At 71.8% G+C, this 17172-nt stretch carries 16 protein-coding genes; 4 read left to right on the forward strand and 12 right to left on the reverse strand.

Annotation, left to right across the window (positions count from 1 at the left end; all coding sequences use genetic code 11):
- Positions 1–146: 146 nt before the first annotated feature.
- Positions 147–824, reverse strand: a complete 678-nt coding sequence (locus tag ACO07H_RS11475) for a hypothetical protein (RefSeq protein WP_422014172.1) — start codon at positions 822–824, stop codon at positions 147–149.
- A gap of 238 nt (positions 825–1062) precedes the next feature.
- The gene (locus ACO07H_RS11480; protein ID WP_422014173.1) at positions 1063–1602 is read right to left on the reverse strand and encodes a hypothetical protein; all 540 of its coding nucleotides are present in this window, start codon (positions 1600–1602) and stop codon (positions 1063–1065) included.
- Between the two features lie 145 nt (positions 1603–1747).
- Between ACO07H_RS11480 and ACO07H_RS11485 the strand changes: the two genes are divergently transcribed.
- A complete protein-coding gene (locus ACO07H_RS11485) occupies positions 1748–2173 on the forward strand; it encodes a PH domain-containing protein (RefSeq protein WP_422014175.1) in 426 nt (141 codons plus the stop codon).
- 59 nt (positions 2174–2232) lie between these two features.
- A complete protein-coding gene (locus tag ACO07H_RS11490; RefSeq protein ID WP_422014177.1) occupies positions 2233–2769 on the forward strand; it encodes a CbrC family protein in 537 nt (178 codons plus the stop codon).
- 57 nt (positions 2770–2826) lie between these two features.
- On the opposite strand, the gene ACO07H_RS11495 is transcribed toward ACO07H_RS11490, so the two are convergent.
- A complete protein-coding gene (locus ACO07H_RS11495; RefSeq protein WP_422014179.1) occupies positions 2827–3840 on the reverse strand; it encodes an SdiA-regulated domain-containing protein in 1014 nt (337 codons plus the stop codon).
- A 6-nt stretch (positions 3841–3846) separates the two neighbouring features.
- Entirely contained in the window at positions 3847–4542 is a 696-nt protein-coding gene (locus tag ACO07H_RS11500) for a lamin tail domain-containing protein (protein ID WP_422014181.1), read from the reverse strand.
- A gap of 230 nt (positions 4543–4772) precedes the next feature.
- Here ACO07H_RS11500 and ACO07H_RS11505 point away from each other — a divergent pair, with 230 nt between their 5' ends.
- Positions 4773–5273, forward strand: coding sequence for an endonuclease V (locus ACO07H_RS11505; RefSeq protein WP_422014183.1), 501 nt, complete (start codon positions 4773–4775; stop codon positions 5271–5273).
- A gap of 83 nt (positions 5274–5356) precedes the next feature.
- Here the strand turns inward: ACO07H_RS11505 and ACO07H_RS11510 are convergent, their stop codons facing one another.
- The 7 genes from ACO07H_RS11510 to mutL all read right to left on the reverse strand — a co-directional run bounded on the left by ACO07H_RS11510 (position 5357) and on the right by mutL (position 15715).
- A complete protein-coding gene (locus ACO07H_RS11510; RefSeq protein WP_422014185.1) occupies positions 5357–7162 on the reverse strand; it encodes an ABC transporter transmembrane domain-containing protein in 1806 nt (601 codons plus the stop codon).
- A 58-nt stretch (positions 7163–7220) separates the two neighbouring features.
- Positions 7221–8273 carry a lipocalin-like domain-containing protein gene (locus ACO07H_RS11515; RefSeq protein ID WP_422014187.1) on the reverse strand — a complete coding sequence of 351 codons (1053 nt, stop codon included), beginning with the start codon at positions 8271–8273 and terminating at the stop codon, positions 7221–7223.
- A complete protein-coding gene (locus ACO07H_RS11520) occupies positions 8273–10825 on the reverse strand; it encodes an FtsX-like permease family protein (protein ID WP_422014189.1) in 2553 nt (850 codons plus the stop codon). Before ACO07H_RS11520 ends, ACO07H_RS11515 begins: the two co-directional genes overlap by 1 nt.
- A gap of 136 nt (positions 10826–10961) precedes the next feature.
- Entirely contained in the window at positions 10962–11615 is a 654-nt protein-coding gene (locus ACO07H_RS11525; RefSeq protein WP_422014191.1) for an ABC transporter ATP-binding protein, read from the reverse strand.
- Positions 11612–12571, reverse strand: a complete 960-nt coding sequence (miaA, locus tag ACO07H_RS11530; RefSeq protein ID WP_422014193.1) for a tRNA (adenosine(37)-N6)-dimethylallyltransferase MiaA — start codon at positions 12569–12571, stop codon at positions 11612–11614. Before miaA ends, ACO07H_RS11525 begins: the two co-directional genes overlap by 4 nt.
- A complete protein-coding gene (locus ACO07H_RS11535) occupies positions 12538–13869 on the reverse strand; it encodes a pseudouridine synthase (protein ID WP_422014195.1) in 1332 nt (443 codons plus the stop codon). Before ACO07H_RS11535 ends, miaA begins: the two co-directional genes overlap by 34 nt.
- A gap of 1 nt (position 13870) precedes the next feature.
- Positions 13871–15715: a DNA mismatch repair endonuclease MutL gene (gene mutL / locus ACO07H_RS11540; protein ID WP_422014197.1), complete on the reverse strand. Its 1845-nt coding sequence runs from the start codon at positions 15713–15715 to the stop codon at positions 13871–13873.
- 58 nt (positions 15716–15773) lie between these two features.
- On the opposite strand from mutL, the gene ACO07H_RS11545 reads away from it, so the two are divergent.
- On the forward strand, positions 15774–16421 hold the full coding sequence (locus ACO07H_RS11545) for a DedA family protein (RefSeq protein WP_422014199.1): 648 nt from the start codon (positions 15774–15776) through the stop codon (positions 16419–16421).
- 1 nt (position 16422) lies between these two features.
- Here ACO07H_RS11545 and ACO07H_RS11550 read toward each other — a convergent pair whose 3' ends face one another.
- Positions 16423–17097, reverse strand: a complete 675-nt coding sequence (locus ACO07H_RS11550; protein WP_422014201.1) for a glycosyltransferase — start codon at positions 17095–17097, stop codon at positions 16423–16425.
- Between the last annotated feature and the right edge of the window lie 75 nt (positions 17098–17172).

The raw sequence follows: 17172 nt of genomic DNA on the forward strand, positions 1-17172 counted from the left end.
TGAGGGCAAGAGAAAAGTGAATGACCATTCACTCGTTAGGGGGCATTCGGTCTCGCACGAGGGCGGTCGGCCGGCGACGCGGCACGCACCCTCACCAATCCAATGCGGTCCTCAATGAGCCGTGGGTCGCCCTCGTGGCGAGGCACCTATCGGGAGCTGCAGCCCTTTGCCCGCCGGGCCACGGCCTGCCAGCCGGCGAGCGTCATGCCCAGCAGCAGCCAGACCGGCGGCTCCGGCACCGGGGACGCGGAGAAGGCGACGTTGTCGATCGTGACCGGGTTGAACAACTGCGTCGACGTGTTGATGAACCTGATCTCCGCGCTCTGCCCGGCATACGCGGTGACATCGACGCCGTAGGCGCTGCCGCCCAGCGAAACCAGGGCGCCCGCCGTGCCGTTGATGGTGATGCCGAGCGGGCCGCTGGCGAGCAGTGTCAGCGCCCGGGCATCCGACGGCAGCAGGCCGGTCTGCGACACATGGGCGTTGACCCACTGCGATCCGCTTGCATTGCTGCTGTCGTAGCCGCTGGCAAAGCTCAGCGAATAGGCGCCGGCCAATGGGCCGGCGGGGACCGTTGCGGCATCGGTCAGCAGGAACCACTGCGTCACGCCGACATGCGTGCCGCCGTAGTACACGGCGGACGTGTCCGCGCCGGCGCTGTGGCTCCAGCCCGGAGCCGCCGCGCTCCAATCAATGAAGCTGATGCCGTTGGGCGGCTGGGTGACGGTCGCGGCCTCGAAGTCGAGGTTGGTGAACGCCTGGCCGTGCGCCGAGGTCGAAGCGGCGGTGATCAGGAGCAGCGCGGGAATGAGCTTCATGATCAAGGTCTCCCTTGTGAAAACGGTGAGGTGGCGTTTGTGACCTGACAAGGCGTTTTCCGGCAAATGACCACGCCGGCTAACCGTCGTTTTGTGCGGCATCGAGCGCGTGCAGGAACCAGCGCGCACCCACGCGACTCTGCCAGCCGTGCGAATCCGTTGCAACGGCGGGTTTCACCGGTCAAACGGGCAGTCAGGCCGCATACGGGTGCGACGGATCGGCTTGCGAGCGATGTCCTGAGATTCAAGACGGCGGCGCCGGCAGCGCGAGGCTGTCGCCAACCGCCTTCACGTGCGCCATGGCGTGCAGGCCAAACGCTTCGAATTCGGCGTAGCCCTGGAACGCTCGCGCCGGGATCACCAGCAGCGCTCCGGAACCGAAGCTCATGAACAGGCGCTGGCTGTCGTTCTCGACGGTGACGTCCGGCGTCCAGTAGAGCAGCGTCTTGGCAGAGTCGGTCGTCATCAGCACACCTTCGGCTGTCAGCTCGTAGATCGCGGTGGCCAGGCCTGTCGGCCCCAGCCTGTGTCGCTCGCCGAACTTGTCCTGCAGGAACGACCACAAGAACATCGTGGCGAAGAACGCAATGCCTGCGGGCGCCACCCACTTCACGGTGGTGGCAGGGGCGGGGCTGGAGAAGAGAAACGTCGACAACACGAGGCACCAACTGCCCAACGACAGCGCCCCCATGAGGACGGCGCCGATGGTGAGGATCAGCGCCCGGACGCCGACCGGGCTGTGGCGCGCTGCGACGATGGCCTCGGCCAATTGCACGTCGTCCATGTTGTGCGGCACTGAAATCTTCATGAGCCCTGACGTTGGTCGTCCAGATGGGCCGGCGGGGCGTGCAGACGGTGCCCGGGCGTGTACCGTAGCGCCCAACGGCGGGCCTCGCGTCCAATCCGCCGCGTCAACTCAAAAGTCTGCCATGTCCAGCTACGTCGATGAAGTGCTCGTGCCCGGTGAACGCGTCGTCCACCTGGGCCGCACCAGCCTGTGGTCGGTGTGGCACTGGCTGGCGCTCGGCTTGATCTTGCTGCCGGCGTTCGGGCTGGGGCTGGTCTTCTGGGCGATGGCCTATGTGCGCATCAAGTCCACCGAACTGGCCGTGACGACCAAGCGGGTGATCGTCAAGCATGGGTTCATCCGACGCAGCACCATCGAGATCAACATCAGCAAGGTGGAGAGCATCCAGGTGAACCAGTCCTTGCTGGGCCGGATGCTCGACTTCGGCACGCTGGTCATTGCCGGCACGGGCGCGTCGCATGCGCCCATAGCCGGCATTGCGGAGCCGCTCGCGTTCCGCCGCGCATTCGTCGAAGCGCAGGACGCCGTACAGGCCGGCGCGAACTGACGGCGCCGCCCGCGGGCGCTGAACCCTGCGCCGGCATGGATGTCTGCTAGCGTGCCGGCATGAACACGCCGCTGCCTTCCTTCCGCTACCACCCCGACCCATTGGCCACGGGCGCCATCGAGGCACGCGCCATCGAATGCGCCTGCTGCGGCCAGCAGCGCGGTTTCGTCTACGTGCAGCCGGTCTATGCCACCTGCGACCTGGACGAGCGGCTGTGCCCCTGGTGCATCGCCGACGGCTCCGCGGCCAGCAAGCTGGGCGCGAGCTTTTCGGACCCGCAGCCGCTGCAGAAGGCCGGTGTCGCCCAGGAGGTCACCGAGGAGGTGAGCCTGCGCACACCCGGCTATTCCTGCTGGCAGCAGGAGGCCTGGCTGTCGCACTGCAACGATGCCTGCGAGTTCCACGGCGACGCGCTGGAAGACGACATCGAGGACGCCAGCGACGCCACGAAGGCCGACTGGCGCCAGCACTACGGGCTGACCGAGAAGGACTGGGCCCGTGCCACGAAGGACTACGAGCCCGCCGGCGACAACGCCTTCTACAAGTTCGTCTGCCGGCACTGCGGCGTGGTGCGGCTGGGCTGGGACCACGCCTGACGCACCAGCGCCGAGGGCCTGCCTGCAGACCCTCGGTGACTGCGCAGCGGCGCGGTCTCAGCGCGGGTTGCGGCGGCGCTGCAGCGCCAGGCCGAAGAGGCTCAGCGCGCCGATCGCCATCAGCGTGGCGCTGGCCGGCTCCGGCACCGGCGCCATGGCCGACAGCACGATCAGCTGCGACGCGGCATTGGCGGGGGCGGTGCCGTCCTGGATCTGCTCGGCCACGAGGTAGATCGTGCCGTTCTCGTCGATGGTCACGCCCTCGATGCCGTTGTGCGCCAGCACGTTGGACAGGTCGAAGCGGCTGATGACGTTGCCGCTGCGGTCGGCCTCCACCAGCATGCGCGAGCCCAGGCTCAGGAAGAGCAGGTGATCGGCGGCGGCCGTGCCGGCCAGCGAGTCCACCGTGGACAGCACGGCCACGTCCGAGAGCGTCGCCAGGCCCAGGCGGGCCGGGTCGAACAGCGTCGTCATCGTCGACGTGCCGCCCAGGCTGGCGGCGAAGCTCAGCGTGCCGGCGCGCACGTCCTCCGGCACGTCCTGCTTGACCGAGACGAAGCTGCCACCGTTGCGCGGGTCGTAGGCCAGGCCTTCCAGGCCGTCGTTGCCGACGTTGTCGTTGCTGATCGACACGCCCGCGTTCGCCAGCCGGGCGCTGCCGCCGTTGCCGTAGGTGAACTTGTAGGCGTCGTACAGCCGCTCCTCGCCGACGACCAGCTGGCCGTTGCCCAGGTAGGCCAGGCTTTCGGTGTCGTGCTTGGTGCTGCCGGTGCCGCTCCAGTCGAAGGCCATGGTGCCGAGCGTGCGGCCGGTCAGCGAAATCTCGATGACGCCCGTGCCCTCGTCGCCGACGTAGAACAGCGAATTGCGGTCGCGGGCGTAGGTGACGGCCGAGGCCTCCAGGCCGGAGACGCCGAGGCTGCCGGGGTTGATGTCCAGCGCATACGTGGCCGTGACGCTGTAGTTGCCCAGGTTCAGTGCGGTGCCTGCGGCCTGTGCGGCGCCGCAGCTCGCGGCGGCGGCCAGCGCGATCAGCAACGGCCGGGCGAAGAAGGAGGTGAGCTTGCGCATCGCGGGTCAGGCCTTGCCGTTGGCGCGGCGGCGCGCGACGAGGCCGAGGGCCGACAGGCCGCCGAGCAGCAGCGCGCAGCTGGCCGGTTCCGGCACGGCGGCGATGGCGCCGGGCGAGCCGATCATGGCGCCGTCCGGCGACGCGAACGCGCCGTTCATGCCGACGTTGCTGAGCAGGCTGAGGGTGACGTTGTCCAGGCCTTGCGCGTTGTCGAAGGTCTGCAGCGGCGCGGTGGCGTCGGACGCGCCGAACGACACCTTCGCCTGCAGCACGCCCGCGGCGTTGAACACGGCCACGCCGTCGCCGGAGGTGCTCAGGCCCACGCCGGCGCCGCTGTAGGTGCCGATCTGCAGGCCGGCCGGCAGGACGCCGCCAAACCAGGCGCTGACGAAGTTGGTGACCTCGGTCGAGCCGCCTTCCAGGAAGATCACCGACTCGCCGGCGGCGATGGTCGTGATGCCGCTCAGCGCCACGGCGGAACCGAAGGCGAAGGAGTTGTCGTCCATCTTCCAGCCGCTGAGGGTGAGCGCGCTGCTGCCGGTGTTGGTCAGCTCGAACCAGTCGGCACCGACGCTGGAGCCGCTGCTCCACGGCGCCACTTCTGTGATGCGGACCTGCGCCTGGGTGGCGGTGCTGCCGGCCGTCAGGAGCAGGGCGGCGAGGGCGCCGAGCCAGGTCTTGTGCGTCGTCGAGATCTTCATGGCTTGCCTTTGCGTGCGGTTGCTACCGTCGAATCAGTCGGCGAACGCCGGTGCACCATGCCCCGCCCCGTTCAGCCCGCCGGCAGGTTAGGGATGCAACAAGACGAACTCATGACAAGGGCGTCGCGTCGCTCGCAGGCCGTGCCCGCATTCGAGGGGGGGGCGGCGGCGCCGCGGGCGCGGGCTACCGATGACCGAGACTGCGGCAAGACCGCGACTCACCATCCTTCATGAAATTCGCCATCGCTGTTCATTTCGACGGCGCGCAAGCGCAGGCCGCCGCCGTCGCGTTCGACGCCTGGGACTCGCCGGAAGCGGCCAAGACCTATCTGTCGCACATCGCCCACGTCGAGAAGCCCGCACGCGGAGAACTCGACCTGCGCGCACTGCCTTGCGTGATGCAGCTGCTGCGCGAGCACCAGCTGGCACCCGAGCTCATCCTCATCGACGGCTTCGTCCATCTCGATGCGGACGAAACGCCGGGCCTGGGCCGGCACCTGTTTCACGCCCTGGGCAGCCTCACGCCGGTCATCGGCGTCGCCAAGACGCGCCCACCCGGCCTGTCGGCGCAGTTCGAGGTGATGCGCGAAGAGGAGACCCCGCCGCTGATCGTGACCTGCGCGGGCGTCGACATTGGCGCGGCCAAGGCCCGCGTGCGCGCCATGCACGGCCGCAAGCGCGTGCCCACGCTGTTGAAGCTGGTGGCCCGCCTGGCGAAGGGGGCGGGTTGAACAGAGTGTTTTGTCGGGGTTCGCATGCTCACCCCAACCTACCAGGCCGGCCGCGCGGGGCCGGGCGTGCGAAGTGGCGATGTTTACGCCACGGCGTCCGCGTCCGTCACCAACCCGAACTGCATCGCCGCGAGCTTGGCGTACAGCCCGCCGCGCGCGACCAGTTCGTCGTGGCGGCCGATGTCGACGATGCGCCCGGCGTCCAGCACGACGATGCGGTCGGCTTTCTGGATGGTCGCCAGCCGGTGCGCGATGACCAGCGTCGTGCGGTGCTGCATGGCGGCTTCGAGAGCCGCCTGCACGACGCGTTCGCTCTCGGCGTCCAGCGCACTGGTGGCTTCGTCCAGCAGCAGCAGCGGCGGGTTCTTGAGCATCGCGCGGGCGATGCTGATGCGCTGTCGCTGGCCGCCCGAGAGGCGCACGCCGCGCTCGCCCAGGAAGCTGGCGTAGCCCTCGGGCAACGCGCGGATGAAGTCGTCCGCGAAGGCGGCCTTGGCCGCGGCGATGACTTCGTCGTCCGTGGCCGTGGGGCGGCCGTAGCGGATGTTCTCCATCGCGGTGGTGGAGAAGATGACGCTGTCCTGCGGCACCAGGCCCACGTTGGCGCGCAGGTCGGCCAGGCTGAGCTGCTGCGTCGGCACGCCGTTCAGGCGGATCTGGCCGGACTGCGGGTCGTAGAAGCGCAGCAGCAGCTGGAACACGGTCGTCTTGCCCGCGCCGCTGGGCCCCACGAGGGCCACCGTCTCGCCGGGTTGCACGGTCAGCGACAGGCCGTCCAGCGCCGCCGTCAGCGGGCGTGACGGGTAGTGGAAGCCGATGTGGTCGAACTCGACGCGGCTGCCGCCCGTCGTGGCCGACAGGGCCTGCGGCGCGGCCGGGTCGGCCACCGGTGAGCGCGCCTCCATCAGCTCGATGAGCCGCTCGGTGGCGCCGGCCGCGCGCAGCACATCGCCCCACACCTCGGCCAGCACGGCCACGCTGCTGACCAGCAGCGTCACGTAGACCACCGTCTGGCCCAGGTGGCCGGCGCTGATCTTGCCGGCGACGACGGCCTGCGTGCCCTGGTACAGCCCCCACAGCATGGCGCCGAAGACGGCCGTGATGATGAAGGCCACCAGGAAGGAGCGCACGCGGGTGCGGCTGATGGCGGTGTCGAACGCGGCCTCGCTGGCGGCGGAGAAGCGCCGGCTCTCCGCCGCCTCCTGCGTGTAGCTCTGCACCACCGTCACCGCGTTCAGCACCTCGGCGGCGATGGCCGAGGTGTCGGCCACGCGGTCCTGGCTGGCGCGCGAGAGCTTGCGCACGCGCCGCCCGAAGTACAGCGCCGGGGCGACGACGATGACCAGGATGCCCAGCACCTGGCCCATCACGTAGGGGTTGGTCACCACCAGCATCACCAGCGCGCCCACGCCCATCACCACGTTGCGCAGGCCCATGGACAGGCTGGAGCCGACGACGGTCTGCACGACGGTGGTGTCCGTCGTGATACGGGAGAGCACCTCGCCGGTCTGCGTCGTCTCGAAGAACTCGGGGCTCTGGCGCAGCACGTGCCTGTAGACGGCGTTGCGCAGGTCGGCCGTGACGCGCTCGCCCAGCCAGGTGACCATGTAGAAGCGCGAGGCCGAGAAGATGCCTAAAGCGATGCCCACCCCGAACATCGCGAGGAAGTGCTCGCGCAGCGCCATCAGCCGCTCGCCGGGGTTGCTGGCGCTGAAGCCGGCATCGATGAGGCCGCGCAGCGCCAGCGGGAACGCCAGCGTGGCCAGCGCGGCCATCACCAGCGTCAGCAGCGCCAGCGCGATGCGGCCGCGGTAGGGGCGCAGGAAGGGCGCCAGGCCGCTCAGCGAGCGGGCGTGCTTGGACGCGGGGCGTTCGGTGGTGGAGCTCATCGGGTCGGTGTCTGTGTCGGCGTCGCGCAAGCGGGGGGCATCGGGCGCGGATTGTGAGCTACGCGAGCGGCGCCCGGCCGGCATAGCCGGTCAGCTCCAGGTAACCCGCCCCCAGCGGCCGCTGCCCGGCATCGAACAGCCGCGCCACGCCTTCCCAGTAGACGAGGCCGCTGGCCTGGCGCGCGTCGATCTCCTGCGCGTCGAAGGCGGCGGCCAGCCGCATCTCGCCGGCGGGGCTCTTCAGCCGCCATTCCACGGGCCAGCGCGCGTTCGTGGCCGGGCTGGTCCAGTGCCGCGTGGGCGTCATGGCGACCTCGTCCGGCCCGAAGCTGCGGTCGGGCGCGCCCGGCGTGCGCAGGCTGCCGCCGGCCCAGTGCCGCGTGCCGTCCTGGCGGCGCAGCTGGAACAGGGTCAGTGCGCGGCCGTCGTCCAGGTTGATGCCCAGCCAGTCCCAGCCCACGGCGTCGCCCAGCAGGCTGTCGCTCCATTCATGGTCCAGCCAGGCGCGGCCGGTGAGCGACTGGCGGCGGCCGTCGAGCGTCAGCGTGGCCTGCGTCGCGAGCTGCGGGCGCGTGTAGTAGCGGCTGAACTGCGCAGCGGCCGGGCCTTTGCGCGACATGCCGGCATCGCCCTGCAGCAGCGGTGCGTCCGGCGAGGCGAGCTGCAGCGCCAGCGTGAAGCCGGGGCCGCTGAACGCGGCCTGGTAGCCGTCGGTGCCGCCGGCTGCGCGGCGCTGCAGCGTCCAGTCGCGCAGCCTGACATTGCAGTCGCCCACCGCGGCCTCGACGGCGCCCGGCAGCGTGCGCATCAGGCGCTGCGTGTGGCGCTGGGTGCGCGCGCCCAGGTCCGACAGCGCCACGTGCCCCAGCAGCAGTTGCCGGGCCGCCAGGCCGCTCGGGTGGTCGGCCGGCGCGGGGCCGGGCAGCTGGAAGAACGTCAGCTGGTAGCCGAAGCGCGGCGGCCCGCCGGCGTCGCCCAGCAGGCCCGTCAGGTACCACCACTCGATGCCCTGGCCCGGATGGGCGCCGAAGTCGTGCGGGAAGCGCAGCGCGGCCTGCGCTTGCCGCGGCAGCGGCAGGGCAGCGAGCAGCAGCGCGCGGCGTTGGACCATCAGGCGTCCTCCCGCACCGCGCGCACGGCGTCCGGGCCCAGAGCGCGCCGGCCGGCCAGCAGCGAGGCGCCCACGGCCGCCGCGAAGGCCAGGCCCACCAGCGCGGACAGCCGGGCCACGGGCAGGCTCATGTCCATGCTCCAGTGAAAGCTCTGCGGGTTGACGACGTAGACCAGCACGGCGCTCAGGCCCACGCCCAGCGCCAGCCCCGCCAGCGCGCCCGCGCCGCCCTGCAGGCTGGCCTCGAGCAGCAGCAGCCGCATCAGCTGCCGCCGCGACAGCCCCAGGTGGCGCAGCAGCCCGAACTCGCGCTTGCGCGCCAGTGCCTGCGCCGACTGGCTGGCGATGACGCCGAACAGCCCGACCGCCAGCGCCACGGCCTGCAGCCACACGGTGATGGTGAAGCTGCGGTCGAAGAGGCTCAGCGACAGCGTGCGCAGCTCGCCCGCCGCGGCCATCTCGATGTCGTCGGCATCGGGCGCGGCGGCGCGCACGGCGGCGCGGGCCGCGTCCAGCGCCTGGCCCGGCGCCAGCCACAACGCGACCTCGGTGGCTGCTCGGTCGCCGCTGACGCGGCGGTAGTCGGCCAGGGCCATCCACACGGCGCCGCTCTGACGCGAGTAGTCGCGCCAGACGCCGTGCACCTGCAGCCGCACCGGCCGACCGCTGTCCACCAGTTCGGCCGTGAAGACATGCCCCGGCGCCAGGCCATCGCGGTCGCGTGCCGATTCGTTGACCCACACCGGCAGCGCGTCGGCCGCCACCGCGCCGGTCCAGCGTTCGACCAGCGGCAGCGTGCCGGCGGCCAGCGTGCGGGCGGTCAGCGCCAGCGGGTCGGCGCCCGGCGCCAGGCGCAGCCGCGTGCTGCGCTGCGGCGCGCTGCGGGCGATGGCGGGCAGGTGGTGCAGGGCGTCCGGCAGTGCCGGCGCCAGCGGCGCGGGCAGGCCGTCGGCGCCGCGCAGCGTGGAGCGCAGGTAGAGGTCCGCCGGCAGCGCCTGGTCCAGCCAGCGCTCCAGCGAGTCGCGGAAGCTGCCGATCATCACCGTCATCGCCACGGCCAGTGCCAGCGCGACCAGCACGCCGGCCAGCGCGCGGCGGGCCTCGGTGGCCTGGTCGCGGCTGCGTTCGCGCGCCAGCAGCAGCAGCGGCCCGGCAGGCCAGCGCGACAGCAGCGCCGTCAGCCCGCGCACCAGCGCCGGCACCAAGGCCAGCCCGCCCAGCAGCAGGCACAGCATGGACAGGTAGGCGGCAATGGGCACGTCACCCGCCAGCGGCGGCAGCGCCGCCAGCGCGGTGCCCAGCACGAGCAGGCCCAGCCCGGCAGCCGCCGGCAGCGCGCGGCCCGCCGGCAGGCCCAGGCCCTTGAGCACCAGGGCCGGGGCGATGCGCCGCACCGTCAGCGCCGGCACCAGCGCGGCCACCAGCGCCGCCGTCAGCCCCAGCGCCGCATACACCGCCGCGGGCAGCAGCAGCGGCTGGTTGAACAGCAGCGCCACCGACGACCCGCTGGCGCCGTGCAGGCCCAGGTCGCTGCCCATCAGCGTCAACGCGGCGGCGGCCAGGCCGGTGCCCAGCGCCAGGCCCAGCGCGGTGCCCAGGGCGCCGATGGCCAGCCCTTCGAGCAGCATCAGCCGCCAGCGCATGGCGGCGGACACGCCCAGCACGCCCACCAGCGCCCACTGCGGCAGGCGCTGCGCGGTGGCCAGCGACAGCACCGCGTAGACGAGGAAGCTGCCGGTGAACAGCGCCATCAGCGCCAGCAGGCCCAGGTTGATGCGGTAGGCGCGCGTCAGGTCGGCCAGCCGCGCGGCCTCGTCCTGCGGCGGTGCGGCCTGCAGCCGTGCGGGCAGCGTGGCGGCCCAGGCGGCGGCATCGGTGCCGGCGGCGAGCTGCACATCGAGGCGGTCCAGCGCACCCAGCCGGCCGGACAGCCGCTGCGCCTCGGCGATGTCCAGCACGCCCAGCGGCGCGTTGCCGGCGGCGATGCGGCCGCCGACGGCCAGCGTCACGTCCAGCGGCGCTGCGCCGTCGGGCCGGGGCAGGCGCAGCCTGACCGTCGTCGCACCGGGCGCGAGATGGGCGCGGGCGGCGGCATTGAGGTGCACGGTGCCGGCCGCCAGCAGGCCTTGCCAGCCGCCTTCGACCTGCGGGATCAGGTCGGGCGCCAGCGGGCGGGCGTCGCCGGCGGAGGCCAGCAGCGCGAGCGGGTCGATGCCGACCAGGCGCAGGCTCAGCGTGTGGCCCTGGGCCGCCTGGCCGGGCCACAGCGCCTGGGCCTCCAGGACCGGGCTGGCGATGGCGACGGCCGGGTCGTTCAGCAGCGCGGCGAGGTCGGCGTCGCCGAGTGGGCCCGAGCGGGCCCGCACCACGAGGTCGGGCTGGCCGTCGATGCTGCGCGCGGCGCGCGCGAACTCGGTGAGGGCGGCGCCGTTGAGCAGGTGCACGCCGAAGGCGAGGGCGACGCCGAGCATGACGGCGACGATGGCGAGCAGCACGCGGCCGGGCTGGTCGCGCCAGGTGGGCCAGGTGAGGTGGCGCCAGAGGGTCAGCATGGTCGCGGGGGGCGCGTCGCTTGATGCGGCGCCCGTTCTTTGCCGGAAGTGGTGCCGGGACTTCGCACGGGCGGGCGACCTGCTTGCTTGTGCGCACAAGACCGTTCCACGCTCGCCACTGACCCGCAGCAGCCACTCATGCCGTGTGCAGTCCCGCCACATCCAGCCGCAAGCGCCGGTCGGCGGACTGCGCCGCCACCTCCGAGTGCGTGACGAGCAAACACGCCGCGCCCACCTCCCGCGTGCATCGCCTCAGCAGCGCCAGCACCTCGCCGGCATGGCGCGCGTCCAGGTTGCCCGTCGGCTCATCCGCCAGCACCAGCGTCGGCCGATGCACCAGCGCACGAGCGATCGCGACCCGCTGCAACTGCCCGCCGGACAGCTGCCGCGGCATGCGTGCGGCCAGCGCGGCCAGGTCCACGGCGGCCAGCATCTGTGCCACGCGGCCGTCGTCCCGCTGCCCCAGCAGCCGCAACGGCAAGGCCACGTTGTCCGCCACGCTCAGGTGCGGCAGCAGGTGGAAGGCCTGGAAGACGAACCCCAGCGCCTCGCGCCGCAACGCCGACCGCGCCTCGTCGCCCATCGGCCGCAGGTCGTGACCTGCCAGCGTGATCGAGCCGGCATCGGCTTCGTCCAGCCCCGCCAGGCAGTTCAGCAGCGTGGACTTGCCGCTGCCCGACTCGCCCAGCAACGCGACGATCTCGCCGGGCGCGAGGTCCAGGTCGATGTTGGCGAACACCGGGGTGTCGCCATAGCGCTTGGCGAGGCCGCGCGCGCTCAGGACGGTCATGCGTTCAGCAGTCTCTGCAGACCCGCCAGCAACTCGGGCACGGGCTGCGGCCCGTCGCAGGCGATGACGCGGCGCTTCGGCATGCCACGCAGCCAGGTGACCTGCCGCTTGGCGAGCTGGCGCGTGGCGGCGATGCCGCGCTCGCGCAGGTCGGAGAAGTCATTGGCGTCCAGCGCCTCCCAGACCTGCCGGTAGCCCACGCAGCGCATGGACGGCAGCGCCAGGCTCAGGTCGCCACGGGCGCGCAAGGCCTTCACCTCGTCGACCAGGCCGTCGGCCAGCATCGCGTCGAAGCGTTGCGCCAGCCGCGCGTGCAGCCAGGCCCGGTCGTCGGGTTCCAGCGAGAACAGCGGCCAGTCCACGCCCTCCATGCCATCCTCGCGCGACGCGGCGTGCAGCACGCTCAGGGGCTGGCCGCTCAGGCGGATGACTTCCAGCGCGCGCTGGATGCGCTGGCTGTCGTTGGGCGCGAGGCGCGCGGCGGTCTCGGGGTCCAGCCGCGCCAGTTCGGCGTGCATCGTCGGCCAGCCGCGCTTGGCCGCCTCGGCGTCGATCGCCGCGCGCAGCCCGGCATCGGCCTGCGGCAGCGTGGACAGGCCGTCGAACAGCGCCTTGAAGTACAGCATCGTGCCGCCCACCAGGAGCGGCAGGCGGCCACGCCCGGCGATCTCGGCGGCCAGGCGCTTGGCGTCGCGCACGAACTCGGCGGCCGAGTAGCTCTGCAGCGGGTCGAGGATGTCGATCAGGTGATGCGGCGCGGCGGCCCGTTCGGCGGCGGTGGGCTTGGCGGTGCCGATGTCCATGCCGCGGTAGACCAGCGCCGAGTCGACGCTGATGATCTCCACCGGCAGCACCGCCGCGATGGCCAGCGCCGCGGCCGTCTTGCCGCAGCCCGTAGGGCCGGCCAAGCAGATCGGCGTGTTCAGAACTTTTCCCAAGGTGCGAGGTAGCGCCACTGGCCGACCGGCAGGTGGCCCAGCGGGATGCGGCCGATGCGCACGCGCTTCAGGCCCACCACCTTCAGGCCCACCAGCTCGCACATGCGGCGGATCTGGCGCTTCTTGCCCTCGCGCAGCACGAAGCGCAGCTGGTGCTCGTTCTGCCAGCTGACCTTGGCGGGCTTGAGCGCCTCGCCGTCCAGTTCCAGGCCATGGTTCAGCAGCGCCAGCTTGTTGTGGGACAGCGCCGCGTTGGGCAGCGTGCCCTCGGGCACGGGGTCGCCGCCGGGCAGGCCGACGAACTCGACGCGCACGAGGTATTCCTTCTCCACGTCGGAGTCCTCGCCGATCAGCACGCGGGCGATGCGGCCGTCCTGCGTCAGCACGAGCAGGCCGGTGGAGTCGATGTCCAGGCGGCCGGCGGGTGCCAGGTTGCGGTGGTGGCCGGCGTTGGGCTGGATGCCGGAGGCGTCCTCGGCCCAGCGGTTCGCCGGCTGGAACAGCACGGCCGCCGGCTCGTAGCCGTCCTCGGCCTGGCCGGACACGTAGCCGATGGGCTTGTGCAGCAGCACGGTGACGAGCGAGGCCTGCTGCTGGCGGGCGGCGGGGTCGATGGTGATCTCGACATCCGGGCCGACGCGCTGGCCCAGCACGGCCACCTTGCCGTTCACGCGCACCCAGCCGGCGGCGATCCAGTCGTCGGCCTCGCGGCGCGACGCGAGCTTCAACTCGCCCATGCGCTTGGACAGGCGCTCGCCGTCTTCCGGCGCGACCTCGCGGGCCGGGTTGCGGCGCTGCTGTGGCCGCTGCGGCGGCTCGAAGTGGGGGCCGCGGTGGGCCACGCGGCGCTGGTCCACGCGCGGCGGCCGGTCGTCGCGCGGCCGGTCGCCCGGGCGTTCGTCACGGTGCTCGTTGCGGCGGACCGGCTCACCCCGCTGCGGCGGGCGATCGGGGCTGAAACCGCCCGGACGCGGTCCCGGGCGGCCCTGCCGTTCGTCGCGCGGGCGGTCGGCAGCGTCGGGGCGGCGGAAGGGCTCGCCGCGTTCGCTGCGGTCACCGCGCTGCGGTGGCCGCTCCTGCCTGAAGCCGCCGGCCTCGCGGACCGGGCGGTCGTCGCGCCGCGGCGCGGGCCGTTCCTTGCGCTGCTGCTGCGCCTGCTGGAACTGTTCCTCCCGCTCGGCACGTTCGGCCTTGGCCTTGGCGAGCGTGGTGCGGGGCTTGGAGACGCCCCGGCCGCGCACGGGGGCGCGTTTCTCGCCCTCCGCGTTGCGGGTCTTGGCAGCGGGTTTCTTGTTCTTGAGTGTGAGCGTGGCCATGTCAGCGTCCGCGTAGGAAAAGGGCATCCAGCTCGCGCATGTCGAGCTGGCGCCAGGTGGGGCGGCCGTGGTTGCACTGGTCGGCGCGCTCGGTGGCTTCCATGTCGCGCAGCAGCGCGTTCATTTCGTCCAGCGTGAGCTGCCGGTTGGCGCGCACGGCGCCGTGGCAGGCCATGGTGGCGAGGATTTCGTGCTGGGCGCGTTCCAGCACCGAGCTGGCGTCGAACTGCGCCATCTCGGCCAGCAGCTCGCGGGTCAGCGCGACGAGGTCGCTGGCGGCCAGCAGCGCCGGGCGCGAGCGCACGGCCAGCGTGCGGCTGGACAGCGGCGACACGTCCAGGCCGAGCCTGCTCAGCGTGTCGGCATGCTGTTCGGCGGCGGCCACCTCTTCGGCGGTCGCGGCGAAGCTGACCGGGATCAGCAGCGGCTGGCTCTCGATGGTCGTCGAGCCCAGGCGGGCCTTGAGCCGCTCGTAGACGACGCGTTCGTGCGCCGCGTGCATGTCGACGATGACCAGGCCGTGCCGGTTCTCGGCCAGCACATACACGCCCTGGATCTGCGCGATGGCGCGGCCCAGCGGCCAGTCCTCGTCGGGCAGCGGCACATGCAAGGCAGCGGTCGCCGTGCCCGTGGTGACGGCGGGCGCTGCAGGCGCGGCCTCCCACAGCGTCTCGTGCTGCACCAGCGACAGCCGCACCTGCTCGGCCGTGGCCGGCACGGGGGGTGTGAAGGAGGGCGTGTAGGCCGGACGCGGCTCGGCCACGTAGAGCGTGGCCGGCATGGTCGCCTCGAACGACAGCGGCGCCATGGCCGAGTCGATGCCGGCGGCCTCGGCGCTGCGCGAGGCGGCCAGCGCGTCGATGAAGGCGCGGCGCACGCTCTGGTGGATGGCGCGGCCGTCGCGGAAGCGCACCTCGATCTTGGTCGGGTGCACGTTCACGTCCACCAGCTCGGGCGCGATCTCGATGAAGAGCACGTAGCTGGGCTGGCGCTGGCCGTGCAGCACGTCCTCGTAGGCCGAGCGGATGGCGTGGCTGATGAGCTTGTCGCGCACGTAGCGGCCGTTGACCCACACGTACTGCTGGTCGGCCCGCGAGCGGGCCGCCTCGGGCAGGCCGGCGCGGCCGGTCAGCGCCAGCGGCCCGGCGCTGTATTCGAACGGGCGGCTCTCGGCGGTGAAGTCTTCGCCCAGCACGTCGGCAATGCGCTGCTCGCCGGACGCGGCGCGCCACTGGTCCACCAGCTTGCCTTCGTGCCAGATGGCGAAGCCCACGTCCGGCCGCGCCAGCGCGTGGCGGCGCACGGCCTCCACGCAGTGGGCCAGCTCGGTGGCGTCGGTCTTCAGGAACTTGCGGCGCGCCGGCGTGGCGAAGAACAGCTCGCGCACCTCCACGCTGGTGCCGCGCGAGCGGGCGGCGGCGGTCAGCTCGCCGCTGCGGGCGTCGATGCGGTGGGCGTGCGTGGCGTCGGCGGTGCGGCTGGCGATGGCCATCTCCGACACCGAGGCGATGGCAGCCAGCGCCTCGCCGCGAAACCCCATGGTCGCGACCGACTCCAGCTCGTTCAGCGACGCGATCTTGCTGGTGGCATGGCGCTTGAGCGCCAGCGGCAGCTGCGCGACGGGGATGCCGCTGCCGTCGTCCTCGACGACGATGCCGCGCACGCCACCGGCCATCAGCTTGACCAGCACGTTCTTCGCGCCGGCATCCAGCGCGTTGTCCACCAGCTCGCGCACGACCGACGCCGGGCGCTCCACCACCTCGCCCGCGGCGATCTGGCTGATCAGCTCGTCGGGCAGCTCGCGGATGGCGCGGGGGGCGGGGACGTCGGGCAGGGGCAACTCCATCCCGGGGATTATCGTTTCCCCCAGCCCGTCACGAAGTCGTCCGGATAATGCGCCCCCCATGGACCTGCTGCATTTCCTTCTCGACTTCATCCTGCACGTGGACCAGCACCTGGCCACGTTCGTCCAGGCCTACGGCGCCTGGGTCTATGCGCTGCTGTTCGTCATCATCTTCGTCGAGACGGGCGTCGTCGTCATGCCCTTCCTGCCGGGCGATTCGCTGCTGTTCGTCGTCGGCGCGATGTGCGGCGTCGGGCTGATGGACCTGGGCCTGTCGATGGGCCTGCTGACGGTGGCGGCGATTCTGGGCAACCAGAGCAATTACGCCATCGGCCGCCATTTCGGGCCGCGCGTGTTCCAGTGGGAGAACTCGCGCTTCTTCAACAAGGACGCCTTCATGAAGGCGCACGAGTTCTACGAGAAGTACGGCGGCATCACCATCGTGGCGGCGCGCTTCATGCCCTTTTTGCGCACCTTCGCGCCCTTCGTGGCCGGCGTGGCGCAGATGACGCGCCGCAAGTTCACGTTCTACGACGTGGGCGGCGGCGTGCTGTGGGTGTGCGGCATCACGCTGATCGGCTACATGTTCGGCAACGTGCCCTGGGTGAAGCACAACCTGGACAAGATCATCTGGGCCATGATCCTGATCCCCGGCCTGGTCATCATCGGCGGCGCGTTGCGCAGCCGGTTCAAGGGCAAGGCGGCCTGACTCAGTCGGTCCACTTCGCCAGGTAGGCGTCGTAGTTGCGCCGCCAGTCGGCCGAGCCGGCATTGCCCTTGCTCTGGTGCGTGATGGCGATGGGCCAGGTCGTCAGCCGCAGCCCGGCCTGGCGGGCGCTGCGGCAGAAGTCCATGTCGTAGAAGTGGAAGTCGAAGCGCTCGTCGAAGCGCAGCTGCTTCTCGCGCAGCAGGTCGCGCCGCGCGGCGAGCAGCACGCCGTCCAGCAGTTCGCAGGGCGCGGGCGTCGGGCCGAAGTGCGCCAGCGTGCCGAACGGGTGCTGCGCATGGCCCACCGTGCCGCTGAGGTGGGCGCTGTCGTCCCATTCCAGGCGCGGGGTCGGGAACGCCCAGGACGGCTGCCCCGGCACGCGGCGGCGGTTGCCGGCCACGCCGATGACATCGGCCGCCTCCAGCGCGGCGGTCGTGTGTTCGACGAAGAAATGGTCGTCCAGCCAGACGTCGTCATGGATGAACATCAGCAGCGGCTCGGCGTCCGGTGCGGCAATGCGCTCGTTGTAGACCGCCGGCAGGCCGCGCCGGTTCTCGAAGGCGATTTGCGGTTTCAGGCGGTGGTCGTACGCCAGGCGCCGCAGCGACTGGCCCAGCGCCGAGCGGGTCCAGAAGTCGTGGGCGGTGAGGCGGGTCGCGCAGATCAGATCCAGCATGGCTGCGGCAGTCTAGGGCTCCCGGCGACCGGGCCTGCGGTGACCTTCGTGACCGCGCCGCCCAGCCGATACAGT

This window comes from Roseateles sp., assembly GCF_965229315.1.
In the GTDB taxonomy this organism is placed as follows: Bacteria; Pseudomonadota; Gammaproteobacteria; order Burkholderiales; family Burkholderiaceae_C; genus Pelomonas.